The sequence below is a fragment of the Pseudomonas sp. NY15437 genome, from assembly GCF_048068435.1.
Lineage (GTDB): Bacteria > Pseudomonadota > Gammaproteobacteria > Pseudomonadales > Pseudomonadaceae > Pseudomonas > Pseudomonas nitroreducens_B.
This window is the reverse complement of record NZ_JBLUQC010000001.1, coordinates 294413-317999: the sequence shown is the minus strand read 5'-3', so window position 1 is coordinate 317999 and position 23587 is coordinate 294413. Positions and strand designations below refer to the sequence as shown.

Annotated in this window: 21 protein-coding genes and 1 other RNA gene; 13 read left to right on the top strand and 9 right to left on the bottom strand. The window is 67.7% G+C overall.

The features are described 5' to 3' along the window. Positions 1 to 218: 218 nt before the first annotated feature. Genes ACNFIA_RS01490 through ACNFIA_RS01480 form a run of 3 tightly spaced genes read left to right on the top strand, consistent with a single transcriptional unit; the run spans position 219 to position 5150 of the window. Positions 219 to 1292: an HlyD family secretion protein gene (locus tag ACNFIA_RS01490; RefSeq protein ID WP_259758654.1), complete on the top strand. Its 1074-nt coding sequence runs from the start codon at positions 219 to 221 to the stop codon at positions 1290 to 1292. Beyond that, on the top strand, positions 1289 to 4024 hold the full coding sequence (gene rbbA / locus ACNFIA_RS01485; protein WP_416782633.1) for a ribosome-associated ATPase/putative transporter RbbA: 2736 nt from the start codon (positions 1289 to 1291) through the stop codon (positions 4022 to 4024). The genes ACNFIA_RS01490 and rbbA overlap by 4 nt, the downstream gene beginning before the upstream one ends. Position 4025: 1 nt before the next feature. Continuing rightward, positions 4026 to 5150 (top strand): ABC transporter permease, encoded by a 1125-nt coding sequence (locus ACNFIA_RS01480; protein WP_416782632.1) that lies wholly within the window; start codon positions 4026 to 4028, stop codon positions 5148 to 5150. A 332-nt stretch (positions 5151 to 5482) separates the two neighbouring features. Here the strand turns inward: ACNFIA_RS01480 and ACNFIA_RS01475 are convergent, their stop codons facing one another. Further along, the gene (locus tag ACNFIA_RS01475) at positions 5483 to 7342 is read right to left on the bottom strand and encodes a diguanylate cyclase (protein ID WP_416782631.1); all 1860 of its coding nucleotides are present in this window, start codon (positions 7340 to 7342) and stop codon (positions 5483 to 5485) included. A 44-nt stretch (positions 7343 to 7386) separates the two neighbouring features. After that, positions 7387 to 7848, bottom strand: coding sequence for an EVE domain-containing protein (locus ACNFIA_RS01470; RefSeq protein WP_416782630.1), 462 nt, complete (start codon positions 7846 to 7848; stop codon positions 7387 to 7389). A gap of 306 nt (positions 7849 to 8154) precedes the next feature. On the opposite strand from ACNFIA_RS01470, the gene ACNFIA_RS01465 reads away from it, so the two are divergent. Beyond that, complete coding sequence (locus tag ACNFIA_RS01465) at positions 8155 to 8289, top strand: hypothetical protein (RefSeq protein WP_128082560.1); 135 nt, start codon at positions 8155 to 8157, stop codon at positions 8287 to 8289. A 24-nt stretch (positions 8290 to 8313) separates the two neighbouring features. Here the strand turns inward: ACNFIA_RS01465 and ACNFIA_RS01460 are convergent, their stop codons facing one another. From ACNFIA_RS01460 to ACNFIA_RS01445, 4 genes are all read right to left on the bottom strand, one after another. Further along, positions 8314 to 8943, bottom strand: coding sequence for a 5-formyltetrahydrofolate cyclo-ligase (locus ACNFIA_RS01460; protein ID WP_416782629.1), 630 nt, complete (start codon positions 8941 to 8943; stop codon positions 8314 to 8316). Positions 8944 to 8952: 9 nt separating this feature from the next. Continuing rightward, positions 8953 to 9131, bottom strand: a non-coding RNA gene (gene ssrS / locus ACNFIA_RS01455) — 6S RNA. A gap of 32 nt (positions 9132 to 9163) precedes the next feature. After that, positions 9164 to 9493 carry a cell division protein ZapA gene (locus ACNFIA_RS01450; protein ID WP_259758665.1) on the bottom strand — a complete coding sequence of 110 codons (330 nt, stop codon included), beginning with the start codon at positions 9491 to 9493 and terminating at the stop codon, positions 9164 to 9166. Then, the gene (locus ACNFIA_RS01445; RefSeq protein ID WP_017521390.1) at positions 9490 to 9699 is read right to left on the bottom strand and encodes a TIGR02449 family protein; all 210 of its coding nucleotides are present in this window, start codon (positions 9697 to 9699) and stop codon (positions 9490 to 9492) included. Before ACNFIA_RS01445 ends, ACNFIA_RS01450 begins: the two co-directional genes overlap by 4 nt. Before the next feature lie 183 nt (positions 9700 to 9882). On the opposite strand from ACNFIA_RS01445, the gene ACNFIA_RS01440 reads away from it, so the two are divergent. The 5 genes from ACNFIA_RS01440 (at position 9883) to ACNFIA_RS01420 (ending at position 15504) form a co-directional block, all read left to right on the top strand. Next, complete coding sequence (locus ACNFIA_RS01440; protein ID WP_259758668.1) at positions 9883 to 10437, top strand: UPF0149 family protein; 555 nt, start codon at positions 9883 to 9885, stop codon at positions 10435 to 10437. Between the two features lie 8 nt (positions 10438 to 10445). Next, positions 10446 to 11780, top strand: a complete 1335-nt coding sequence (gene pepP / locus ACNFIA_RS01435; protein WP_259758670.1) for a Xaa-Pro aminopeptidase — start codon at positions 10446 to 10448, stop codon at positions 11778 to 11780. A 1-nt stretch (position 11781) separates the two neighbouring features. Beyond that, positions 11782 to 12966: a 2-octaprenyl-6-methoxyphenyl hydroxylase gene (gene ubiH / locus ACNFIA_RS01430; protein ID WP_416782628.1), complete on the top strand. Its 1185-nt coding sequence runs from the start codon at positions 11782 to 11784 to the stop codon at positions 12964 to 12966. A gap of 25 nt (positions 12967 to 12991) precedes the next feature. After that, positions 12992 to 14209 carry a 2-octaprenyl-3-methyl-6-methoxy-1,4-benzoquinol hydroxylase gene (locus ACNFIA_RS01425; RefSeq protein WP_416782627.1) on the top strand — a complete coding sequence of 406 codons (1218 nt, stop codon included), beginning with the start codon at positions 12992 to 12994 and terminating at the stop codon, positions 14207 to 14209. Between the two features lie 293 nt (positions 14210 to 14502). Beyond that, positions 14503 to 15504 (top strand): Fe(3+) ABC transporter substrate-binding protein, encoded by a 1002-nt coding sequence (locus tag ACNFIA_RS01420; RefSeq protein WP_416782626.1) that lies wholly within the window; start codon positions 14503 to 14505, stop codon positions 15502 to 15504. Positions 15505 to 15519: 15 nt separating this feature from the next. Here ACNFIA_RS01420 and ACNFIA_RS01415 read toward each other — a convergent pair whose 3' ends face one another. After that, on the bottom strand, positions 15520 to 15858 hold the full coding sequence (locus ACNFIA_RS01415) for a hypothetical protein (protein ID WP_416782625.1): 339 nt from the start codon (positions 15856 to 15858) through the stop codon (positions 15520 to 15522). Between the two features lie 176 nt (positions 15859 to 16034). On the opposite strand from ACNFIA_RS01415, the gene ACNFIA_RS01410 reads away from it, so the two are divergent. From ACNFIA_RS01410 to gcvP, 4 genes are all read left to right on the top strand, one after another. Further along, positions 16035 to 17654 (top strand): ABC transporter permease, encoded by a 1620-nt coding sequence (locus tag ACNFIA_RS01410; RefSeq protein ID WP_416782624.1) that lies wholly within the window; start codon positions 16035 to 16037, stop codon positions 17652 to 17654. A gap of 112 nt (positions 17655 to 17766) precedes the next feature. Further along, entirely contained in the window at positions 17767 to 18849 is a 1083-nt protein-coding gene (gene gcvT / locus ACNFIA_RS01405; protein ID WP_416782623.1) for a glycine cleavage system aminomethyltransferase GcvT, read from the top strand. Positions 18850 to 18916: 67 nt separating this feature from the next. Further along, positions 18917 to 19306, top strand: coding sequence for a glycine cleavage system protein GcvH (gene gcvH, locus ACNFIA_RS01400; protein ID WP_259758684.1), 390 nt, complete (start codon positions 18917 to 18919; stop codon positions 19304 to 19306). A gap of 87 nt (positions 19307 to 19393) precedes the next feature. Further along, positions 19394 to 22270, top strand: coding sequence for an aminomethyl-transferring glycine dehydrogenase (gene gcvP / locus ACNFIA_RS01395; protein WP_416782622.1), 2877 nt, complete (start codon positions 19394 to 19396; stop codon positions 22268 to 22270). A gap of 498 nt (positions 22271 to 22768) precedes the next feature. Here gcvP and ACNFIA_RS01390 read toward each other — a convergent pair whose 3' ends face one another. Continuing rightward, positions 22769 to 23095 (bottom strand): DUF2388 domain-containing protein, encoded by a 327-nt coding sequence (locus ACNFIA_RS01390; protein WP_416782621.1) that lies wholly within the window; start codon positions 23093 to 23095, stop codon positions 22769 to 22771. 110 nt (positions 23096 to 23205) lie between these two features. Further along, positions 23206 to 23523 carry a DUF2388 domain-containing protein gene (locus tag ACNFIA_RS01385; RefSeq protein ID WP_416782620.1) on the bottom strand — a complete coding sequence of 106 codons (318 nt, stop codon included), beginning with the start codon at positions 23521 to 23523 and terminating at the stop codon, positions 23206 to 23208. Positions 23524 to 23587: the final 64 nt, after the last annotated feature.

Below are 23587 nucleotides of genomic sequence, written 5' to 3'. Positions count from 1 at the left end.
GCTCGCCTGCATGAGCGTGATTCATCTACGCTCATCAGGCGACCGTGCTGACCGGCTGCGGCTGCTTGCCGCGATGCTGGTCTGAAAGCCCCCGCCCGGCAAGGCGCATCGGAATTTTCCTCGTCGCGCCTGACTTGTATCAAACCCCAATCGCCACGGCTCGCCGAACATCCCTGCATGATCCGCTCGAATTCGAGCGCCTGGACGAGGGAAATCGGATGACCGGAAACGCAAAAAGCTGGCGCAACCGCGGTCTGGCGGTACTGGCGCTGGCCGTGCTCGCCGCGCTGGCCTGGCAGACGTTCAAGCCCAACGGGCTCCCTGACGGTTTCGCCAGCGGCAATGGGCGCATCGAAGCCACCGAGGTCGACGTGGCCACCAAGCTGCCCGGCCGCGTCGCGGAAATCCTGGTGGACGAAGGCGACTTCGTGAAAGCCGGCGAAGTGGTGGCGAAGATGGACACCCAGGTGCTCCAGGCCCAGCTGGCCCAGGCCCAGGCGGAAGTGCGGCGGGCGCAGAACGCCCAGCTCACCGCCGAATCCCTGGTGGCCCAGCGCAGCAGCGAGAAGTCCACCGCCGAGGCCGTGGTCGCGCAACGTCAGGCGGAACTGACCGCCGCGCAGAAGCGCTTCACCCGGACCGAGCAACTGGTCAAGCGCAACGCCCTGCCGCAGCAGCAACTGGATGACGACCGCGCGGTGATGCAAAGCGCCCAGGCGGCGCTGGCCGCCGCGCGTTCCCAGGTGGTGTCGGCGCAGGCCGGGATTGCCGCCGCGCGCTCCCAGGTCGTCGAGGCGCAGTCGGCCATCGAGGCCGCCACCGCCAGCACCGTGCGCCTGCAGGCGGATATCGACGACAGCCTGCTCAAGGCGCCGCGCAACGGCCGCGTGCAGTACCGCGTGGCGCAGCCGGGCGAAGTCCTGGCGGCCGGCGGCAAGCTGCTCAACATGGTCGACCTGGCCGATGTCTACATGACCTTCTTCCTGCCCTCGGGTCAGGCGGGCAAGGTCGAGCTGGGCCAGGAGGTGCGCCTGGTCATCGACGCGGTGCCCGAATACGTGATCCCGGCCAAGGTGTCCTATGTCGCCAGCGTCGCGCAGTTCACCCCCAAGACCGTGGAGACCGCCAACGAACGCGAAAAGCTGATGTTCCGCGTCAAGGCGCGCCTCGATCCCGGCCTGCTTGAGAAATACATCACCTACGTGAAGACCGGCGTGCCGGGCATGGCCTACCTGCGCCTCGACCCGCAGGTTGAATGGCCGGCCGCTCTGCAGATCAAGGTCCCGCAATGAACGCCGCCGACTGCGTGGCCCGTCTGGCTGGCGTCTCGCTGCGCTATGGGCAGACCCGCGCAGTGGATGACGTCAGCCTGGAGATCCCGGCCAACCGCATGGTCGGCCTGATCGGCCCGGACGGCGTCGGCAAGTCCAGCCTGCTGGCGCTGCTGGCGGGCGCGCGGAAGATGCAGGAGGGCGACATCCAGGTGCTCGGCGGCGACATGCGCGATGCGCGCCACCGCCGCGCGGTATGCCCTCGCATCGCCTACATGCCCCAGGGCCTGGGCAAGAACCTCTACCCGACGCTCTCGGTGTTCGAGAACGTCGACTTCTTCGGCCGCCTGTTCGGCCACGACAAGGCCGAGCGCGAGCGGCGCATCGCCGACCTGCTGCACAGCACCGGTCTTGCGCCCTTCGCCGACCGCCCGGCGGGCAAGCTTTCCGGCGGTATGAAGCAGAAGCTCGGGCTGTGCTGCGCGCTGATCCACGACCCCGACCTACTGATCCTCGACGAACCCACCACCGGCGTCGACCCGTTGTCGCGCAATCAGTTCTGGGAGTTGATCGCGCGCATCCGGGCCGGCCGCGAAGGCATGAGCGTGCTGGTGGCCACCGCCTACATGGAGGAGGCCGAGCGCTTCGACCACCTGGTGGCGATGGACGACGGCAAGGTGCTCGCCACCGGCACGCCGGCCGAGCTGCGCGCGCACACCGGTACGCAGAACCTCGAAGAGGCCTTCATCGCGCTGCTGCCCGAGCGCAAGCGCGCCGGTCACCACCGCTTGGTGATTCCGCCGCGTCCGCAGAACGATGGCGCGCCACAGATCGCCATCGAGGCGGAAGGGCTGACCTGCCGCTTCGGCGATTTCGTCGCGGTGGACCACGTCAGCTTCCGCATCGAGCGTGGGGAAATCTTCGGCTTCCTCGGCTCCAACGGCTGCGGCAAGTCCACCACCATGAAGATGCTCACCGGCCTGCTGCCGGCCAGCGAAGGCACCTGCGCACTGTTCGGCCAGCCGGTGAACGCCAACGACATGGCGACCCGCCGGCGCGTCGGCTACATGTCCCAAGCCTTCTCGCTGTATGCCGAGCTGACGGTCCTGCAGAACCTCGAACTGCACGCCAGGCTGTTCCACCTGCCGCAGGAGCAGATCGCCCCGCGTGTGGAGGAAATGCTCCAGCGCTTCGACCTGGGCAAGGTCCGGGACGAGCTGCCCGACAGCCTGCCGCTGGGCATTCGCCAGCGCCTGTCGCTGGCCGTGGCGGTGATCCACAAGCCGGAAATCCTCATCCTCGACGAGCCCACCTCGGGCGTCGACCCGGTGGCCCGCGACGGCTTCTGGGAGCTGATGGTGGAACTCTCGCGCAACGACGGCGTGACCATCTTCATCTCCACCCACTTCATGAACGAAGCCGAACGCTGCGACCGCATCTCGCTGATGCATGCCGGCAAGGTGCTCGACAGCGATACCCCGCAGGGCCTCATGGACAAGCGCGGCCTGCCGACCCTGGAAGCCACCTTCATCGCCTACCTGGAAGAGGCCGCCGGCAGCGCGCCGGTGCCCGACGCCGCGCCTGCTGCGCAGACGCCGGCCGAGCCCGGCCGCTACCAGGGCAGCGACCGCTTCAGCTGGCTGCGCCTGTTCAGCTACGCCCGCCGCGAGGCCATGGAGTTGCGCCGCGACCCGATCCGCCTGACCCTGGCGCTGGTGGGCACCGCGCTGCTGATGTTCATCATGGGCTACGGCATCAACATGGACGTCGAGGACCTCACCTTCGCCGTTCTCGACCGCGACCAGACCACCACCAGCCAGGCCTATGCGCTGAACATCGCCGGCTCGCGCTATTTCATCGAGAAGGCGCCGATCCAGAACCCCGAAGAGCTGGAGCGGCGCCTGCGCAGCGGCGACATCAGCCTGGCGGTGGAGATCCCGCCGAACTTCGGCCGTGACCTCAAGCGCGGCGCCGACCCGGCCATCGGCGTGTGGATCGACGGCGCCATGCCGACCCGCGCCAACACCGTGCTCGGCTACGTGCAGGGTCTGCACGCCAGCTACCTGGCCGACCTCGCGCGGCAGAGTGGCAGCAGCGCCGCCAGCGCGGCGGCGAGCACCGAGGTGCGCTTCCGCTACAACCCGGACGTGGAGAGCCTCAAGGCCATGGTGCCGGCGGTGATCCCGCTGCTGCTGATCATGATCCCGGCGATGCTCACCGCCCTGGGCGTGGTGCGCGAGAAGGAGCTGGGCTCGATCACCAACCTCTACGTCACGCCGGTCACGCGCCTGGAGTTTCTGCTCGGCAAGCAGCTGCCGTACATCGGCATGGGCATGATCAACTTCGTGCTGATGCTGGCCATGGCCGTGCTGCTGTTCCAGGTGCCGCTCAAGGGCAGCTTCCTGGCGCTGCTGGTCGGCGCGCTGCTCTATGTGGTGACCAGCACCGGGCTGGGGCTGCTGCTGTCGACCTTCATGAAGAGCCAGATCGCCGCGGTGTTCGGCACCGCCATCGCCACCATGATCCCGGCCATCCAGTTCTCCGGGCTGATCCACCCGGTGTCCTCGCTGGAGGGCGCGGCGGCGGTGATCGGCCAGCTCTACCCGACCTCGCACTTCCTGATCATCAGCCGCGGGGCCTTCTCGAAGGCGCTGGGGTTTGCCGACCTGTGGGTCTACTACCTGCCGCTGGCCGCCATGGTGGTGGTGCTGACGCTGCTCAGCGTGGCCTGCCTGAAGAAGCAGGAGGTCTGAGATGAACACGCTGGCGAACATCTTCAACCTTGGCATCAAGGAGTTCCGCAGCCTGGGCCGCGACTACGCGATGCTGATCCTGATCGCCTGGGCCTTCACCCTGGGCGTCTACAGCTCGGCCACCGGCGTGCCGGAGACCCTGCACCACGCGCCCATCGCCATCGTCGACGAGGACCAGTCGCAGCTCTCCTCACGCATCATCAATGCCTTCCAGCCGCCGTATTTCCGGGTGCCGGAAATGATCGGCCACGCGCAGATGGACCGTGGCATGGACGTCGGCCTGTATACCTTCACCCTGGACATCCCGCCGGACTTCCAGCGCGACGTACTGGCCGGGCGGCAGCCGGCGATCCAGGTCAACGTCGATGCGACGCAGACCGGCCAGGCCTTCTCCGGTGCCGGCTACATCCAGAACATCGTCGGCACCGAGGTGCGCGAGTTCGTCAGCCGCTACCGCGCCGAGCCGGCGATGCCGGCCGAGCTGGCGGTGCGCATGGAGTTCAACCCGAACCTGACCCAGGCCTGGTTCGGCGCGGTGATGGAGGTGATCAACCAGATCACCATGCTGTCGATCATCCTCACCGGCGCGGCGCTGATCCGCGAGCGCGAGCACGGCACGGTGGAGCACCTGCTGGTGATGCCGCTGACGGCCTTCGAGATCATGATGGCCAAGGTCTGGTCCATGGGCACGGTGGTGCTGGTGGCGGCGGCGGTCTCGCTGCAACTGGTGGTGCGCGGCTGGCTGGACGTGCCGATCAGCGGCTCGGTGGGGCTGTTCCTGCTGGGCGCGGCGCTGCACCTGTTCGCCACCACGTCGATGGGCATCTTCCTCGGTACCGTGGCGCGCTCGATGCCGCAGCTGGGACTGCTGGTCATCCTCACGCTGATGCCGCTGCAGATCCTCTCCGGCGGCACCACGCCGCGTGAAAGCATGCCGGAGCTGGTGCAGAACATCATGCTGGCGGCGCCGACCACCCATTTCGTCAGCCTAGCCCAGGCGATCCTCTATCGCGGCGCGGACCTGTCCATCGTCTGGCCGCAGCTGCTCGCCATCGTCGGTATCGGCGCGGCGTTCTTCTTCGGCGCCTTGTGGCGCTTCCGCCGGACCATTGGGCAGATGGCCTAGCGGCCACGGGCTCGCCGGCAGCTTCCGCATCAGGCGGGTTCGCGAGCAAGCTCGCTCCTACAGCCCAGGCACTGCGCCTCTGGCGTAGGAGCAACTGTCTTTGTCTGAACGTCGGTGACAGGGGACGGCCCTCTCCCTAACCCTCTCCCTTCAGGGAGAGGGCTGGGCCAGCGCAGGATTTTCCCGGTAGGAGCGGACCTTGTCCGCGAAATCCCACGCGGCGTAGTGCGGGACAGCAGGTCAGCGCCGATGGCCTATGCGTGCCGATCGGACGCCGGCCCTGCCGGTGGATCGCGGGCATGGCCCGCTCCTACAGTCGAGGTGCTGCGCTTTCAGGACGGCATGCGCTCGGCCATATCCGCCGGCCACACGCAGGTCTGGTTGCGTCCCTTGTGCTTGGCCGCGTACAGCGCCTGGTCGGCCTGGGCGATCAACTGGTCCGGCTCGGTGTCCTGCCCCGGCGTTGCGATGGCCAGGCCGATGCTCACCGTCAGGCGGCCGAGTTCGCCGCCCGGATGCGCGATGCCCATCTCCGCCACCCGCTGGTGGATGCGCGCGGCCACGTGGCTGGCGCCCTCCAGGCCGGTGTCGGTGAGGATGATGACGAATTCCTCCCCGCCATAACGACACGCCACGTCGCCCTCGCGCTGCAGGCACTCCTGCAGGCAGCTGGCGAGGCGGCGCAGGGCGTCGTCGCCGGCCAGGTGGCCGAGGCAGTCGTTGAAGCGCTTGAAGTGGTCGACATCGAGCATCAGTACCGCCAGCGGCGCGTCGGCCCGGCGCAGGCGGCGCCATTCGCTCTGCAGCTGGCGGTCGAAGTAGCGGCGGTTGAACAGCCCGGTCAGGCCATCCTGCTGCGACAGCTTGTGCAGCTGCGCCTCCAGCAGCAGGCGTTCGCTGTTGTCGCGGGCGACGGCGATCAGGTAGTCGCGGTCGCCCTGGTGGATCAACTGGGTGTTGATCTCCGCCGGTTGCAGGCTGCCGTCGCGGCGCTGCATCTCGCGCTGGAAGATCATCGACAGGTTCAGCCGGTGCGCCTGCTGCACCAGCTGGATCCAGGCGTGGAAGCCGGGAATCAGCCGCTCCGGATCATCGCGCAGCAGGTGGCGGAAGTCCTCGGCGCTGTAACCCAGGCTGTGGTACGTGGCGCGGTTCATGTGCAGCAGCTCGCGATGCTGCAGGTCGAAGATGAACAGCGCGTCGCGGCTGGAGTCCGTGAGGTCCAGCGCCAGTTGCAGGCGCTCGCGGCTGTCGCGCAGGTTTGCCTCGACGGACTGCCGCTGCTGCGCTTCCTGGTTGAGCAGCTGGTTGCTGGCGCTCAGCGCCGTGGCGCGGCGCGCATTCTCGCGGGCGAGGAACAACGCCGCCACCAGCAGCAGGCTGATCGCGACGCCGCCGCTGAACACCACCATCGGCAGGGGTGTGGACAGCGATTGCACCAGCGTCGCAGTGGGGCGCAGCTCCAGCTCGAAGCTGCGGTTGTCGAGAAGGCGCAGCGGCACGCGCAGCGGCTGGTCGGCGTCGCTGTCGGGCTGGTCGCGCACATAGAGCGGCCGGCCGTGCTCCAGCAGGCGCACGCTGAACAGGTGGTTGTCGGCCTGCTTGAGCAGGTTGTCCATCAGCGGGCCGACGCGGAAGACCCCCTGCATGAAGCCGTCGAAGCGCAGCTGGTTGCCGCTGTCGCGCACGTAGACCGGGGTGTAGAGCACGAAACCGCGCCCACCCTGCAGCAATTCCACGCTGTCGCTCAGCCGCGCCGTGCCGCTGTCGCGGGCGGCCATGGCGGTGGCGTAGTTGGGGTGCTGCTCGGTGAGGTGGAAGTTCAGCGCCGCCTCGTTGCCCTGCAGCGGTTCCAGCCAGCGGATGCGCAGATCGGGATCGGCCCACTGGATCGACTGGTAGCCGGGGAAGCTGCGCACGTAGAAGCGCGCGTCCAGTTCCCACTCGGGACGGGGCATGCGGCCGTGGTGGGTCCACAACTGGGCGAGCAGATCCAGCCCCTGGACCTGTTCGTGCAGATTGGCTTCCAACTGGTGCGCCAGGCTGCGGCCCTGGTAGGTCAGGCGCTCCTGTACGCGCTGCCGTTCGTTGCTGGCCAGCTCCTCGCCGAGCCAGGCGCTGGCGAGCAGGAGCACGCACAGCAGACCGCCAAGCCCGAGGTAGGTAGCGAATGAGGACTGGAGGCGGTGCATACGGCGAATTCCGGGGGCTTCAGTAACCTAATAGCACAATGCCTCTACTTGTGCGCCAGGCTGACGACGATCGCCCACTGTTCGTCGGTCACCGGCATCACCGACAGGCGGCTGCCCTTCTGCACAAGCGGCATGTCTTCCAGCCCTGCCTGGGCTTTCAATGTGCCCAGGGGCAGCACCGAACGGAAGGCCTCGACGAAGCTCACGTCGCGGGCCGTCCAGGGATTCTTGTCGTCACGGGCCTTGGGGTCGTGGTAGTGGCTTGCAGGGTCCAGCGCGGTCGGGTCGGCATAAGGCTCGCCCTCGATCTGCGCAATCCCGGCGATACCCGGCTCCGGACAGCTGGAGTGATAGAAGAAGAACAGGTCGCCCGGCTGCATGCTGCGCAGGAAGTTGCGCGCCTGGTAATTGCGCACGCCGTCCCAGCGCGCGGTCTTCAGGCGCTGCAGGTCGTGGATCGAGAGTTCATCGGGCTCGGATTTCATCAGCCAGTAAGCGCGTGCCATCCGCGAGGGTCTCCTTGTGCGTGGCGGGTGATGATTTTTCCATAAGGGTAGGCGTTTCCCTGCGACAAGCTGTCGGCTCGCCGGAAACAAACTGTAGGAAGAATATGTAGGACTTACGGCATGAAGATTGCCTGAAAGTGCCGGAAGTTTTCGGGGCGACAGCTCCTCCGACGATCGGTTGGCGTCAGAATTGCGAGAAGCTTTTCATTGTCGGAGAATGCCGCCGTTTTTAAGCGTGGCCTGCCGGACGGATCAAAAACCACCGCCGGCTGTCGTGGACAATTGCCTGGAAGGGGGAGGCAATCGATGAAACGCAAGCCTGATCTTTTGTGGGTGTTGGTAATACTTTTCGGTCTGGGGGTCGTCACTACCGGTTACACCCAGAGCCTGTGGGAACAACGCCAGGGCAACGCCCCGGTGCAGGTCACCCAGCAGCCCTGATCCAGCGGTCTGCTCGCGCCACGGTTATCGCAAGGAACGCGATTCCGTTGCCAGACGGCCATACCAGCCGCCGTCCGTCACGATGCCCATCAGCGGCACATCCCAGCTCGCCAGCTCCAGCCTATCGACCTTCTGGCATTCATGCGCCAGGCCCAGGAGCGTCGGTTTCTGCCAATTTTTGCGCATGCCCAGGTAGGCCAGGGTCCGATCATAGAAGCCCTTGCCCATGCCCAGGCGGCCGCCTTGCGCATCGAAGCCCACCAGCGGCAGCAACAGCAGGTCCAGCGCCCAGGCCGGGCGCTGGCGCCGTCGGTCGGCCAAGGGTTCGGCGATGTTGAAACGGTTACGCACCCAGCGCTCGCCGATGCCCACCTGCTGGAAGGTCATGTGCGTGCGCGGCCAGTCCGAGAGCACCGGCAGGTAGGTCGACTTGCCGCGTTTCTGCGCAGCCTTCATCAATGGGCGCGGGTCGATTTCGCCGTCGGCCGGCAGGTACAGGGCGATGTGCCTGGCCCGGCGGAACAGCGGATGCTGCGCGAGCTGGCGATACAGGGCCTGGGCGGCGAGGCGTTGCTGCAGGGGAGTGAGCGCGCGTCTGGCCTGGCGCAGCTGGCGGCGCAGGGCAGGGCGGGAGAGACCGTCTGAGTGGATCATCGAAGGGTAAAGCTCCCCGGACATGCCGCTGTCGGGTTAGCCCTTGAACCCGAGAGTTCAAGGTGGTGGTTGCAGTAGGCTTTAAGGCTTTCCGTCGTGCGGACATGCACACCAGCCCAACTGGCAACCCCCGTTGTTGCAATTATCGGCTCAGGGACATCACCGACTGGCCAACACACCAGGGAGCGGGGCTGATTATACCCCAAGGAAATTTCCCTGGTCAGACTTCACCCTGGCCCTTATCGGTGGTAAGGGTATCGGTTGTCAGTGCGCGATCCACTCGCTCGAGCAGTTCACGCACGCGCTCGCGGGTGGAACTGCTGTCATGCTCCACGCGCTCCTGCTTGTGCAGCAGGTCGTGGGTGATGTTCAGCGCGGCCATCACCGCCACGCGGTCGGCACCGATCACCTTGCCGCTGGATCGGATCTCGCGCATCTTGCTGTCCAGGTAGCGCGCGGCGCTTTCCAGGTTGACGCGCTCGTCCGGGGGGCATGCGATGCAGTACTCCTTGTCGAGGATTTGGACGTTCAGGGTGTTCGACTGGCTCATGAGTCCTGCTCCAGGGCTTTAAGACGCAAAATCATCGCTTCGACCTTCTGCCGAGCCAAATCGTTCTTCTCGATCAGATGGGCGCGTTCTTCCCGCCAGCTTTTCTCGTTCGCCCGCAGCAGCCGGTTTTCGGCCTTGAGCTGTTCCAGGCGTTGGAGCAGCAGGTCGAACTTGGCGATCAGCGCGTGCAGGTCGGCGTCTTCCATGGGCTCTCGCTTGGGAGTTGCTTAAGTAATCGAGAACTATATAGGACTGCCGTGGGGGTGGGTCAACGCACGGCTGCCCGGCGCGGGGTCGCATGGTCTTGCGGTGTGCGCCGGTGCTAGGATAACGGACCCTATTCTATTGCGCGGCGCCTGATGGCGCCTAGCCGTCACCCGGGTTCGATCATGTCCACTTCCAGCTCCGCCTACACCGCCTTCGCCACCCTGCTCGCCGAGGCCGCCCTGCCTATTTCCCCCGCCGAACTGCACGGCCACCTGCTTGGCCGCGTCTGCGCCGGGGCCGGCTTCGACCAGGACGAGTGGTTGCAAGCCGCTGCCGAGCTGCTCGGCGGCGAGCCGGGCGAGCGCCTGGGCGCGGCCCTGGGCGGCCTGCTGGGCATGGTCCAGCAGGACTTCAGCCAGGGCGAGATGGCCGTGGTGCTGATGCTGCCCAACGACGACGCGCCGCTGGCCGAGCGTGCCGTGGCCCTGGGCCAGTGGTGCCAGGGCTTCCTCGCCGGCTTCGGCCTGGCGCTGCGTTCCCCCAGCCTGTCGGACGAAGCCGACGAAGTGCTGCAGGACATCGCCGCCATTGCCCAGGTCGGCGGGCAGCTGGAAGAATCCGAAGACGGCGAGGCCGACTACATGGAAGTGCAGGAATACCTGCGCGTCGCCCCGCTGCTGCTGTTCTCCGAATTCGGCAAGGTGCCGGCACCGGCCGAGAAACCCTCCCTGCATTGAGGTCGCGCATGATCCGTATCGCCAAGTCGGAATACGCCCGTCGTCGCAAGGCGCTGATGGCGCAGATGGAACCCAACAGCATCGCCATTCTCCCGGCGGCGCCGATGTACATCCGCAACCGCGACGTCGAGCACGTCTACCGCCAGGACAGCGACTTCCAGTACCTCACCGGCTTCCCCGAGCCGGAAGCGGTGATGGCGCTGATCCCCGGCCGCGAGCACGGCGAGTACGTGCTGTTCTGCCGCGAGCGCGATCCGGAGCGTGAACTCTGGGACGGCCTGCGCGCCGGCCAGGACGGCGCGATCAGCACCTTCGGCGCCGACGATGCCTTCCCCATCGGCGATATCGACGACATCCTCCCCGGCCTGATCGAGGGCCGCGACCGCGTGTACTACGCGCTGGGCGCCAACCAGGAATTCGACCGCCGGCTGATGGACTGGATCAACGTGATCCGCTCCAAGGCGCGCCAGGGTGCGCAGCCGCCGAACGAGTTCGTCGCCCTCGACCACCTGCTGCACGACCAGCGCCTGTACAAGAGCGCCGGCGAGGTGAAGGTGATGCGCTACGCCGCGGAAGTCTCCGCGGGCGCCCACATCCGCGCCATGCAGGCCTGCCGCCCGGGGCTCTACGAGTACCACCTGGAAGCCGAGCTGGAATACGCCTTCCGCCAGGGCGGCGCGAAGATGCCGGCCTACGGCTCCATCGTCGCCACCGGCCGCAACGCCTGCATCCTGCACTACCGGGAGAATGACGCGCAGATCAAGGACGGCGACCTCATCCTGATCGACGCCGGCTGCGAGATCGATTGCTACGCCAGCGACATCACCCGCACCTTCCCCGCCAGCGGCACCTTCAGCCCCGAGCAGAAAGCCATCTACCAGCTGGTGCTGGACGCCAACATGGCGGCCTTCGACTACATCGCCCCGGGCCGCCACTGGAACGAAGCCCACGAGGCCACCGTGCGGGTCATCACCGCCGGCCTGGTGGAGCTGGGCCTGCTCAAGGGCGAGGTCGACGAGCTGATCGAGCGCGAAGCCTACAAGGCTTTCTACATGCACCGTGCCGGCCATTGGCTGGGCATGGACGTGCACGATGTCGGCGAGTACCGCGTCGGCGGTGAATGGCGTGTGCTCGAACCGGGCATGGCGATGACCGTCGAGCCGGGCATCTACATCGCCCCGGACAACACCGACGTGCCGAAGAAGTGGCGCGGCATCGGCGTGCGCATCGAGGACGATGTGGTGGTGACGAAAACCGGCTGCGAAGTGCTGACCAACGGCGTGCCGAAGACCGTCGCCGAGATCGAAGCGCTGATGGCGCAGGCCCGCGCCCAGGCCGCCTGACATGCAACGTACGCAATTGGCCATCATCGGTGGCGGCCTCGTTGGCGCAAGCCTTGCGCTGATCCTCCAGGCCGGCGCCCGTGCGCGCGGCTGGCAGATCGTGCTCATCGAGCCCTTCGCCCCCGGCGATGCCTACCAGCCCAGCTATGACGCGCGCTCCTCGGCGCTGTCCTTCGGCAGCCGGCAGATCTACGAACGCCTGGGGCTGTGGCAGCAGATCGCCCAGCGTGCCGAGCCGATCACCCAGATCCACGTCTCCGACCGTGGCCGCTTCGGCGCCGCGCGCCTGACGGCGGTGGAGGAGGGCGTTCCCGCGCTGGGCTACGTGGTGGAAAACGCCTGGCTCGGCCAGTGCCTCTGGCATGCGCTCGACCCGACCGTGGTCAGCTGGCGCTGCCCGGCCGAAGTGCGGCGGATGGAAGCCCTGGGCGACGGCTACCGCCTGACCCTGGACGACGACTCGCAGCTGGACTGCGACCTCGCCGTGCTCGCCGATGGCGGCCGCTCCGGCCTGCGCGAGCAGCTGGGCATCAACGTGCGTTCCTCGTCCTACGGGCAAACCGCGCTGATCGCCAACATCAGCCCGTCCGAGGCCCACCGCGGGCAAGCCTTCGAACGCTTCACCGAGAACGGCCCGCTGGCCCTGCTGCCGCTGCCGGAAAACCGCTGCGCGCTGGTCTGGACCCGCAACGGCAGCGACGCCGAGCGCCTGCGCGAGCTGCCCGACGCGGCCTTCCTCGCCGAGTTGCAGGAGGCCTTCGGCTACCGCCTCGGCACCCTGCGCCAGGTCGGTGTGCGCTACGGCTACCCGCTGAGCCTGACCGAGGCCGACGAGCAGATTCGCCCGCACCTGGTGGTGCTGGGCAACGCCGCCCACAGCCTGCATCCGATTGCCGGGCAGGGCTTCAACCTGTCGCTGCGCGATGCCAAGGCCCTGGGTGACCGCCTGTTGCTGGAAGACGCCGCGCCGGGCGATTTCGCCGTGCTGCAGCGCTACCTGGACGGCCAACGGCTGGACCAGCAGATGACTGTCGGCTTCTCCGACCGCGTCACCCGGCTGTTCTCCAATGCCCAGCCGTTGCTGGCCACCGGTCGCAACCTCGGCCTGCTGGGGCTCGACCTGTTGCCGCCGGCCAAGCGCTGGTTCGCCCGCCAGGCCATGGGCCTGGGCGCCCGCCCGGTTTAACACGCCTCAGCCAAAAGGAAATTCGATGCACGCGGATCTGGTAATCGTCGGGGCGGGAATGGTCGGCAGCGCGCTGGCCCTGGCCCTGGAAGGCAGCGGGCTGGACATCCTGCTGCTGGACGGCTCGCCGCTGAGCGTCACGCCGTTCGACCGCGAAGCACCCTTCGAGCCGCGCGTCAGTGCGCTGTCCGAGGCCAGTCGGCGCATCCTCCAGCGCCTGCACGCCTGGGACGGCATCGCCGCCCGCCGCGCCGAGCCCTACAGCGAGATGCAGGTGTGGGACGGCTCGGGCACCGGGCAGATTCACTTCAGTGCCGCCAGCGTACATGCCGAGATGCTCGGCCATATCGTCGAGAACCGCGTGGTGCAGGACGCCCTGCTGGAGCGTCTGCACGACTCCGCGCTCGGCCTGCTGCCCAATGCGCGCCTCGAACAACTGCGCCACTCCGGCGACGACTGGCTGCTGACCCTCTCCGATGGCCGCGAAGTCCGCACGCCGCTGGTGGTCGCCGCCGACGGCGCCAACTCCGCCGTGCGCCGCCTGGCCGGCTGCGCCACCCGCGAGTGGGATTACCTGCATCACGCCATCGTCACCAGCGTGCGCTGCGAGAAGCCGCACCAGGCCACCGCCTGGCAGCGCTTCACCGACGACGGCCCGCTGGCCTTCCTGCCACTGGCGAAGGCGGGCGATGCGCACTGGTGCTCGATCGTCTGGTCGACCACGCCGGAGCAGGCCGAGAAGCTCATGGCGCTGGATGACGACGGCTTCTGCAAGGCCCTTGGGCTGGCCTTCGAGCATCGCCTGGGCGTCATCGAACACGCCGACCGCCGTCTGTGCATCCCGCTGCGCCAGCGCCACGCCAAGCGCTACGTGGAGCCGGGGCTGGTGCTGATCGGCGACGCCGCGCACACCATCCACCCGCTGGCCGGGCAGGGCGTGAACCTGGGCTTCCTGGATGCTGCCGTGCTCGCCGAAGTGCTCGAGCACGCCCATGCCCGTGGCGAGAACATCGCCGAGGAGCGCGTGCTGAGCCGCTACGAACGTCGGCGCATGCCGCACAACCTGGCGATGATGGCAGCGATGGAAGGCTTCCAGCGCCTGTTCCAGGCGGACCCGCTGGCGCTGCGCTGGCTGCGTAACGCCGGCCTGCGGCTGGTGGACAAACACCACGAGGCCAAGGGCGTGTTCGTGCGCCAGGCGCTGGGGCTGTCGGGGGATTTGCCGGAGCTGGCGCGGGTTTGATAAGGGCGGCCTGCGGCCCCCTCACCCTAACCCTCTCCCAGGGGGAGAGGGGATTGATCGGCGCAGGCTGAACGCTCAGATCTCGCCGGCTGACTCCGCGATGACCGCACACTCCGAACTGCCCCCTCTCCCTCTGGGAGAGGGCTGGGGTGAGGGGCTCCTGGCCTGCATCGCCAATACCCCCGCGACCCCACACCGCACCCCATCGAAACACCCCGACACAAACGCGCAGCTCGTTATCAAATGCGGTTCCTTATCATTTGCGGGATTTCTTCCCTGCAAAGGAAACGCCCATGCTCGCGCGCAAAAGTCTTCTCGCCACCCTCCTGCTGGTCGCCTTCGGGAGCACCGCCCAGGCCGCCGACGAGGTGGTGGTCTACTCCTCGCGCATCGACGAGCTGATCAAGCCGGTGTTCGATGCCTACACCGAGAAGACCGGGGTGAAGATCAAATTCATCACCGACAAGGAAGCGCCCCTGATGGCGCGGATCAAGGCCGAGGGCGCCAACACGCCGGCCGACCTGCTGCTCACCGTGGACGCCGGTAACCTCTGGCAGGCCGAGCAGATGGGCATCCTGCAGCCCTTCGACTCGCCGACCCTGGATGCCAACATCCCGCCGCAGTACCGCTCCGGCACCGATAGCTGGACCGGCCTGTCGCTGCGCGCGCGGACCATCGTCTATTCGACCCAGCGGGTGAAACCCGAGGAGCTGTCCACCTACGAAGCGCTGGCCGATCCGAGGTGGGAAGGCCGCCTGTGCCTGCGCACCGCGAAGAAGGTCTATAACCAGTCGCTCACCGCCACCCTGATCGAGACCCACGGCGCGCAGAAGACCGAGGATATCCTCAAGGGCTGGGTGAACAACCTGGCCACCGACGTGTTCTCCGACGACAACGCCCTGCTGCAGGCCATCGCCGCCGGCCAGTGCGACGTCGGCATCGTCAACACCTACTACTACGGGCGCATGCACAAGGACAATCCGCAGTTGCCGGTGAAGCTGTTCTGGCCGAACCAGGGCGACCGGGGCGTGCACGTCAACCTGTCGGGCATTGGTTTGACCAAGTACGCGCCGCACCCGGAGGCGGCGAAGAAGCTGGTGGAGTGGATGACCGGGCCGGATGCCCAGGCGCTGTTCGCCGGCATCAACCAGGAATTCCCGGCCAACCCGGCGGTGGCGCCGTCGCCGGAAGTCGCCGCGTGGGGCACGTTCAAGGCCGACAGCATCCCCGTGGAAGTGGCCGGCAAGCGCCAGGCCGAGGCGATCAGGCTGATGGACCGCGCCGGCTGGAATTGAGCGGAGCCCGGCGCCTCAACGGGCGCCGGCGTCGTCCTGGTGGCTGACGGCAAGTGCCTTGCCGTCGCCGTCGAGCAGGCAGACGAATTCGCCGTCCGACTGCTCGCCCCGGCGCAGTTGCGCCACCAGCCGCTTGCTGGCCGGCTGGCCGTTCACCGAGCCCTCGTAGGCTTCCTCGCGAATCGAGCTGGGCTCGATCCAGGTCTTCTGCCAGCGTTCCTGCAAGGCCGGGTCCGCGGCGACCTTGCTCATGGCCATGGCCACGCAGGCCTCGACGGGCGTGGGAGCGTCGGCCAGGGCCAGGCTGCAGAACGGCAACAGCAGCAGGCCGGACAGACGGAAGAGGGATGACATGGGACTTTTTCCTTGGGGGCGGCAGTGGCAGAGTGGGCGATTCGACCGCGGTACCTTGCGCTTTATCCCTTTCCCATGAGGATCAGGCGAATTCGATTTCAATGAAGGAAATTTCCGTCAGTTGATCGGCGGTATTTCCTGCAAACACCCCTTGATGCCCTGGACACACGCCCCGCATGCGCGCCACTCGCTGGACTCCCATCACCTTCGCCATCGCCGCCCTGGTGCTGCTGCCGATCAGCGTCCTGCTGCTGAGCTGGGGCCAGATCGACCGGGAAATCTGGGCGCACCTGTGGGACACCCAGATGACCCGCCTGCTGGGCAATACCCTGGTGCTGGTGGCGGGTGTGGGCGTGGGGGTGACCGTGCTGGGCGTCAGCCTCGCCTGGCTCGTCAGCCTCTGCGAGTTCCCCGGCCGGCGCTGGCTGGACTGGGCGCTGATGCTGCCCTTTGCCGTGCCGGCCTACGTGCTGGCGTTCGTCTTCGTCGGCCTGCTGGACTTCTCCGGCCCCGTGCAGACGCTGCTGCGCGAGTGGTTCGGCAGCGGCCTGCGGCTGCCGCGGGTGCGCTCCACCGGCGGGGTGATCACGGTGCTGGTGCTGGTGTTCTACCCCTACGTTTACCTGCTCGCGCGCACCGCCTTCCTCGCCCAGGGGCGCGGCCTGATGGAAGCGGCGCGGGTGCTCGGCCTGTCACCGCTGGCGGCCTTCTGGCGCGTCGCCCTGCCCATGGCGCGCCCGGCCATCGGCGCCGGGCTGGCGCTGGCGATCATGGAGACCCTGGCGGATTTCGGCACCGTCGCGGTGTTCAACTTCGATACCTTCACCACCGCCGTCTATAAGACCTGGTATGGCTTCTATAGCCTGTCCAGCGCCACCCAGCTGGCCAGCCTGCTGCTGCTGTTCGTCATGCTGGTGCTGCTGGGCGAGCGCTACGGCCGCGGCCGCAGCGGCGTGCCCAGCGAGCGCCCGCGCGGCGCGGCGCTGTACCGGCTGCGCGGCTGGAAGGCGTTCGCCGCCAGCGCCTGGTGCCTGCTGGTGTTCGCCTGCGCCTTCGTCATCCCGCTGCTGCAGCTGCTGGTGTGGGTCTGGCAGAAGGGCCGCTTCGACCTGGATGAGCGTTACGCCGGGCTGATCCTGCACAGCCTCTACCTGGGCGGCCTGGCGGCGCTGCTGACGGTGGCGGTGGCGCTGCTGCTGGCTTTCGCCCGGCGCCTGTCGCCGACCCCGGCGGTGCGCTCGGCGGTGGGTATTTCCAACCTCGGCTATGCGCTGCCCGGCTCGGTGCTGGCGGTGGCGATCATGCTGGCCTTCAGCTGGCTGGACAATCACGCGGTGATTCCGCTCTCCAGCGCCCTGGGCGGCGCCGGCAAGCCGCTGCTGCTGGGCAGCCTTGGCGCGCTGCTGGTGGCCTACCTGATCCGCTTCATGGCGGTGGCCTACCACCCGCTGGAGGGCGCGCTGGCGCGGATTCGTCCGTCGCTGCCGGAGGCTTCGCGCAGCCTGGGCGTCGGCGGCGCGGGCCTGTTCCTGCGGGTCTACCTGCCGCTGCTGCTGCCAGGGGCGCTGAGCGCCGCGCTGCTGGTGTTCGTCGACGTGCTCAAGGAAATGCCGGCCACCTTGCTGATGCGCCCCTTCGGCTGGGACACCCTGGCCGTGCGCGTGTTCGAGATGACCAGCGAGGGCGAATGGGCCCGCGCCGCGCTGCCGGCGCTGACCCTGGTGCTGGTCGGGCTGTTCCCGGTGATCGGCCTGATTCGCCGCTCCGCGCGCCAGAGCGGTTCTTCCCGGCCCTGAGAATCGGCCGTCGGACAAGCTGTCCAGCGGCCGGCCTTGCGACTACAATGCGCGCGTTTCGTGCGGGCCGTACTCGCGCTCCGCACCCGCCTCGCCCGGAAGGAGAACACCCATGGGACAGCGCACGCCGCTCTATGATTTGCACGTCGCCCTCGGCGCCAAGATCGTCGATTTCGGCGGTTGGGACATGCCGTTGCACTACGGTTCGCAAGTCGAAGAGCACCACCAGGTACGTCGCGATTGCGGCGTGTTCGACGTTTCCCACATGACCGTGGTCGACGTCACCGGTCCGCAGGCCAAGGAATACCTGCAGCGACTCCTGGCCAACGATGTCGAACGACTGCAGGTTCCGGGCAAGGCGCTGTACAGCGGCATGCTCAACGAACGCGGCGGTGTCGTCGACGACCTGATCGTCTACCTCGGCGTGTACGGCTACCGCGTGGTGGTCAACGCCTCCACCCGCGACAAGGACATGGCCTGGATGCAGGCCCACACCGAAGGCTTCGACGTCACCCTGAGCGAACGCCCGGACCTCGCCATGCTCGCCGTGCAGGGCCCCAACGCCCGCGAAAAGACCGCCGAGCTGGTCACCCCCTCGCGCGCCGCGCTGATCCGCGAACTCAAGCCCTTCCAGGGCAAGGCCGACGGTGACTGGTTCATCGCCCGCACCGGCTACACCGGCGAGGACGGCCTGGAAATCATGCTGCCGGCCGTCGAGGCGCAAGGCTTCCTCAACGACCTGGTCGGCGCCGGCATCGCCCCGGCGGGCCTGGGCGCGCGCGATACCCTGCGCCTGGAAGCCGGGATGAACCTCTACGGCCAGGACATGGACGAAGACGTCTCCCCGCTGGCCGCCAACATGGGCTGGACCATCGCCTGGGAGCCGCAAGGCCGCGACTTCGTTGGCCGCAAGGCCCTCGAAGCGCAGAAGGCCGCCGGCGATGCGCCCAAGCTGGTCGGGCTGGTGCTGGAGGAGCGCGGCGTATTGCGCGCCCACCAGGTCGTCCGCATCGCCGGTGTCGGCGAAGGCGAGATCACCAGTGGCAGCTTCTCCCCGACGCTGGGCAAATCCATTGCCTTGGCCCGCGTGCCGGCGGCCACCGGCGACCGCGCCGAGGTGGAGATCCGCGGCAAGTGGTATCCGGTTCGCGTCGTTCAGCCGAATTTCGTGCGTCATGGCAAAGCCCTGATCTAAATTGCATGATCTAACTTAGAAGAGGGCGGTACCGCCGCCCGTCGCCCCGTCCTCGAGGAAAAACAAGATGAGCAATATCCCCGCCGACCTGCGTTACGCCGCCAGCCACGAGTGGGCGCGCCTGGAAGCCGACGGTAGCGTGACCGTGGGCATCTCCGACCATGCCCAGGAAGCCCTGGGCGACGTGGTCTTCGTCGAACTGCCGGAAGTCGGCAAGACCCTTGCCGCCGGTCAGGAAGCCGGTGTCGTCGAGTCGGTGAAGGCCGCCTCGGACATCTACGCCCCGGTGAGCGGCGAAGTCATCGCGGTCAACGACGTGCTGGCCGATACCCCCGAAGAAGTGAACAACGACCCGTACGGCTCCTGGTTCTTCAAGCTCAAGCCGAGCAACCCGGCCGAGCTGGACAAGCTCCTCGACGCCGCCGGTTATCGCGCTGCCAGCGATTCCGACGCCTAACACGCTGCTGTACACACAGGCCTCGACTCGTCGGGGCCTGTTCTTTTTTACGGACCGATTACGGACCGACTTTTCGAGACCGTGGCCATGTCGAACACCCCTTCGCTTTCTCAGCTGCACCAGCCTGATGCCTTCCTCGCCCGCCACCTGGGCCCCGACGCCGCCGAGCAGCACGCCATGCTCGACACCCTCGGGCTCGGCAGTCGCGACGACCTGATCGTGCAGACGGTGCCCCCGGCGATCCGCCTGAACCGGCCACTGGATCTGCCGGCCGCCCTCGACGAACAGGGCGCGCTGGCCAAGCTGAAGGGGTACGCGCAGAAGAACGAGCTGTGGACCAGCCTGATCGGCACCGGCTACTACGGCACCCTGACCCCGACCGTCATCCTGCGCAACGTGCTGGAGAATCCGGGCTGGTACACCGCCTACACCCCGTACCAGCCGGAAATCGCCCAGGGCCGTCTCGAATCGCTGCTGAACTTCCAGCAGATGACCATCGACCTCACCGGCCTCGACCTCGCCAGCGCCTCGCTGCTCGACGAAGCCACCGCTGCCGCCGAAGCCATGGCCCTGGCCAAGCGCGTAGCCAAGGCCAAGAGCAACCTGTTCTTCGTCGATGCGCACTGCCACCCGCAGACCATCTCCGTGGTGCAGACCCGCGCCGAGGCCTTCGGCTTCGACGTGGTGGTCGACGAGGTGGACAACCTCGGCCAGCACGCGGTGTTCGGCGCGCTGCTGCAATATCCCGACACCCGCGGCGAAGTCCGTGACCTGCGTTCGGTGATCGATGCCCTGCACGCCCAGCAGGCCATCGCCTGCGTCGCCAGCGACCTGCTCGCGCTGCTGCTGCTCACCCCGCCGGGCGAGCTGGGCGCCGACGTGGTCCTGGGCAGCGCCCAGCGCTTTGGCGTGCCCATGGGCTACGGCGGCCCGCACGCCGCCTTCTTCGCCTGCCGCGACGACTACAAGCGCGCCATGCCCGGCCGCATCATCGGCGTGTCCAAGGACGCCCGCGGCAACACCGCGCTGCGCATGGCGCTGCAGACCCGCGAACAGCACATCCGCCGCGAGAAGGCCAACTCCAACGTCTGCACCTCGCAGGTGCTGCTGGCCAACATCGCCAGCCTGTACGCCGTCTACCACGGCCCGCAGGGCCTCAAGCGCATCGCCCAGCGCGTGCACCGCCTGACTGCCGTGCTGGCCGCCGGCCTCGCCGCCAAGGGCGTGAAGCGGGTCAACCAGCACTTCTTCGACACCCTGACCCTGGACGTCGGCGCGCAGCAGCAGGCCATCATCGAGCGCGCCCGCGCCGCCCGCGTGAACCTGCGCATCGTCGGCGAGGACCGCCTGGGCGTGAGCCTGGACGAAACCACCAGCGCCGACACCCTCGCCAGCCTGTTCGACATCATGCTCGGTGCCGGCCACGGCCTGGACGTCGCCCAGCTCGACGCCGGTAAGGTCGCCGATGGCATTCCCGCCGCCCTGCAGCGCAGCAGCGGCTACCTGAGCCACCCGGTGTTCAACCGCCACCACAGCGAAACCGAGATGCTGCGCTACCTGCGCCAGCTCGAAGGCAAGGACCTGGCGCTGAACCAGGCGATGATCCCGCTGGGCTCCTGCACCATGAAGCTCAACGCCACCAGCGAGATGATCCCCATCACCTGGCCGGAATTCGCCAGCCTGCACCCCTTCGTGCCGCGCGAGCAGGCCGAGGGCTACCGCCTGATGATCGAGGAGCTGGAGCGCTGGCTCTGCGCGATCACCGGCTTCGACGCCATCTGCATGCAGCCCAACTCCGGCGCCCAGGGCGAGTACGCCGGCCTGCTGGCGATCCGCAAGTACCACGAGAGCCGGGGCGATGCGCACCGCAACATCTGCCTCATTCCGTCGTCGGCCCACGGCACCAACCCGGCCTCGGCGATCATGGCGAGCATGCGCGTGGTCATCGTCGAGTGCGACAAGGGCGGCAACGTCGACCTGGAAGACCTCAAGCGCAAGGCGGCCGAAGCCGGCGAGCAGTTGTCCTGCCTGATGATCACCTACCCGTCCACCCACGGCGTGTACGAAGAGGGCATCCGCGAGATCTGCGAGGTCATCCACGCCCACGGCGGCCAGGTCTACATGGACGGGGCCAACCTCAACGCCCAGGTCGGCCTGGCGCGCCCGGCGGACATCGGCGCCGACGTGTCGCACATGAACCTGCACAAGACCTTCTGCATCCCCCACGGCGGTGGCGGCCCGGGCATGGGCCCGATCGGCGTGAAGAAGCACCTCGCGCCCTTCGTCGCCAACCACCCGGTGATCCGCATCGAAGGCCCGAACCCGCTGAACGGCGCGGTCAGTGCCGCGCCCTGGGGCAGCGCCAGCATCCTGCCGATCAGCTGGATGTACATCGCCATGATGGGCCCGCAACTGGCCGACGCCACGGAAGTGGCGATCCTCAACGCCAACTACCTGGCCCAGCAGCTCGATGGCGCCTTCCCGGTGCTCTACCGTGGCCGCAACGAGCGCGTCGCCCACGAATGCATCCTCGACCTGCGCCCGCTCAAGGCGCAGACCGGGATCAGCGAGGAAGACGTCGCCAAGCGCCTGATGGACTATGGCTTCCACGCGCCGACCATGTCCTTCCCGGTGCCCGGCACGCTGATGGTGGAGCCCACCGAGAGCGAGTCCAAGCACGAGCTGGACCGCTTCATCGAGGCGATGCTGTCGATCCGCGCGGAGATCGCCAAGGTGGAAACCGGCGAATGGCCGGCCGAGGACAACCCGCTCAAGCGCGCGCCGCACACCCTGGCGGACGTCACCGGGCTGTGGGATCGTCCCTACCCCATCGCCGACGCGGTGACCCCGACCGAACACACCCGCGCCTTCAAGTACTGGCCGGCGGTGAATCGCGTGGACAACGTCTACGGCGACCGCAACCTGTTCTGCGCCTGCGTGCCGGTGGACGACTACCGCGAGTGAGCCGTGCGCCGCAGAGATTCTGCGCCGAATTGAAAAAGCCGCCTTCGGGCGGCTTTTTCATTGGGGCTCTTCGTAGGAGCGAGCTTGCTCGCGAACGGACTTCCCGGCGGCGCCGGCGCGGGGCGGGTTCGCGAGCAAGCTCGCTCCTACAGGGGGCCCGGTGCTGCCCGGTTGGCGTAGGAGCGGGCGGGCTGCGCGTTGAAATGAAAGTGCGCTGAACGAACGAGCCGCTGTCGGGGGCTTTTCGTAGGAGCGAGCTTGCTCGCGAACGGACTTCCCGGCGGCGCTGAAGCTGGGCGGGTTCGCGAGCAAGCTCGCTCCTACAGGGCAACCCCAGCTGACCGGCTGCCCATCGCGGACAGAGTCCGCTCCTACAGGGGCGTGCTCAATGCGCCGGCGGCGTAGGAGCGGATTTCATCCGCGATTGGCTTCACCGCGCGGCGCAGCCGGAGCGGTTCGCGGACCCGCGGCGCGCGCCACGGGCCGCGCCGGTGGGTGTCACTGGGCGGATGGCTCATCGCGGCGGACGAGGATGGCGTTGGCCAGTTCCATGTCGCTGCGATCCTGCAGGGCGGCGTCGTCGCTGCGCAGGCGGGTGAGGGCGGCTTCCAGGTAGGGGCCGCGGATGGCGCCGTCACTGGCGACGAAGGCGCTGGCGTCGTCCTGGGCGGCGACGATCAGTTTGTCGTGCTTGAAGGTCAGGTAGGTCGACGCGGTAGTGGCGCCGGACGAGATGATGTCGCGCCAGAAGTCGCCGTCGGCCATGGCCGAGGCAACGGGCAGGGCGATCAGGGCAAAGGCTGTGGCCAGTTTCGCGGTACGCATCGAGTACACCTCCGCAAGGTCCGTGTACAGGTGAGAGCCGCTGCGCCGTGGCGGAGTTCCAACTTTTCTGGGGGGTGTGCGCGAGCGGTCGTCGCGCACACCAGGGGCGATCACTGCTGGGCAGCGAGGATCGCCGAGGCCAGTTCGGCGTCGCTGGCCTGCGCCAGGGCCGGGTCGGCGCTGCGCATCTGCTGCAGCATGGCTTCCAGGTAGGGGCCACGGATGGCGCCGTCGGTGGCGATGAAGCTGGCGGCGTCATCCTGCGCCGGGCCGATCAGTTTGTGATCGTCACGGCTGGTCAGGTAGCTGGAGGCGGTGGTGGCGCCAGAGGTCAACACGCTGCGCCAGAAGCCGCTGTCTTCGGCCATGGTGCAGGTGATGGGGAGCAGGGTGAGGGCTACGACAAGAGGGGCAGAACGGCGACGCATGATGGTTCCTTGAGTGATTGCGCGCCACTCAGAACGTCGGAAGATTCCGCGGTTCCCACCTGTC

Coding starts and splice junctions, on each gene's coding strand:
- ACNFIA_RS01490 (WP_259758654.1), top strand. CDS start 219: ATGACCGGAAACGCAAAAAGCTGGCGCAACCGCGGTCTGGCGGTACTG.
- rbbA (WP_416782633.1), top strand. CDS start 1,289: ATGAACGCCGCCGACTGCGTGGCCCGTCTGGCTGGCGTCTCGCTGCGC.
- ACNFIA_RS01480 (WP_416782632.1), top strand. CDS start 4,026: ATGAACACGCTGGCGAACATCTTCAACCTTGGCATCAAGGAGTTCCGC.
- ACNFIA_RS01475 (WP_416782631.1), bottom strand. CDS start 7,342: ATGCACCGCCTCCAGTCCTCATTCGCTACCTACCTCGGGCTTGGCGGT.
- ACNFIA_RS01470 (WP_416782630.1), bottom strand. CDS start 7,848: ATGGCACGCGCTTACTGGCTGATGAAATCCGAGCCCGATGAACTCTCG.
- ACNFIA_RS01465 (WP_128082560.1), top strand. CDS start 8,155: ATGAAACGCAAGCCTGATCTTTTGTGGGTGTTGGTAATACTTTTCGGT.
- ACNFIA_RS01460 (WP_416782629.1), bottom strand. CDS start 8,943: ATGATCCACTCAGACGGTCTCTCCCGCCCTGCCCTGCGCCGCCAGCTG.
- ACNFIA_RS01450 (WP_259758665.1), bottom strand. CDS start 9,493: ATGAGCCAGTCGAACACCCTGAACGTCCAAATCCTCGACAAGGAGTAC.
- ACNFIA_RS01445 (WP_017521390.1), bottom strand. CDS start 9,699: ATGGAAGACGCCGACCTGCACGCGCTGATCGCCAAGTTCGACCTGCTG.
- ACNFIA_RS01440 (WP_259758668.1), top strand. CDS start 9,883: ATGTCCACTTCCAGCTCCGCCTACACCGCCTTCGCCACCCTGCTCGCC.
- pepP (WP_259758670.1), top strand. CDS start 10,446: ATGATCCGTATCGCCAAGTCGGAATACGCCCGTCGTCGCAAGGCGCTG.
- ubiH (WP_416782628.1), top strand. CDS start 11,782: ATGCAACGTACGCAATTGGCCATCATCGGTGGCGGCCTCGTTGGCGCA.
- ACNFIA_RS01425 (WP_416782627.1), top strand. CDS start 12,992: ATGCACGCGGATCTGGTAATCGTCGGGGCGGGAATGGTCGGCAGCGCG.
- ACNFIA_RS01420 (WP_416782626.1), top strand. CDS start 14,503: ATGCTCGCGCGCAAAAGTCTTCTCGCCACCCTCCTGCTGGTCGCCTTC.
- ACNFIA_RS01415 (WP_416782625.1), bottom strand. CDS start 15,858: ATGTCATCCCTCTTCCGTCTGTCCGGCCTGCTGCTGTTGCCGTTCTGC.
- ACNFIA_RS01410 (WP_416782624.1), top strand. CDS start 16,035: ATGCGCGCCACTCGCTGGACTCCCATCACCTTCGCCATCGCCGCCCTG.
- gcvT (WP_416782623.1), top strand. CDS start 17,767: ATGGGACAGCGCACGCCGCTCTATGATTTGCACGTCGCCCTCGGCGCC.
- gcvH (WP_259758684.1), top strand. CDS start 18,917: ATGAGCAATATCCCCGCCGACCTGCGTTACGCCGCCAGCCACGAGTGG.
- gcvP (WP_416782622.1), top strand. CDS start 19,394: ATGTCGAACACCCCTTCGCTTTCTCAGCTGCACCAGCCTGATGCCTTC.
- ACNFIA_RS01390 (WP_416782621.1), bottom strand. CDS start 23,095: ATGCGTACCGCGAAACTGGCCACAGCCTTTGCCCTGATCGCCCTGCCC.
- ACNFIA_RS01385 (WP_416782620.1), bottom strand. CDS start 23,523: ATGCGTCGCCGTTCTGCCCCTCTTGTCGTAGCCCTCACCCTGCTCCCC.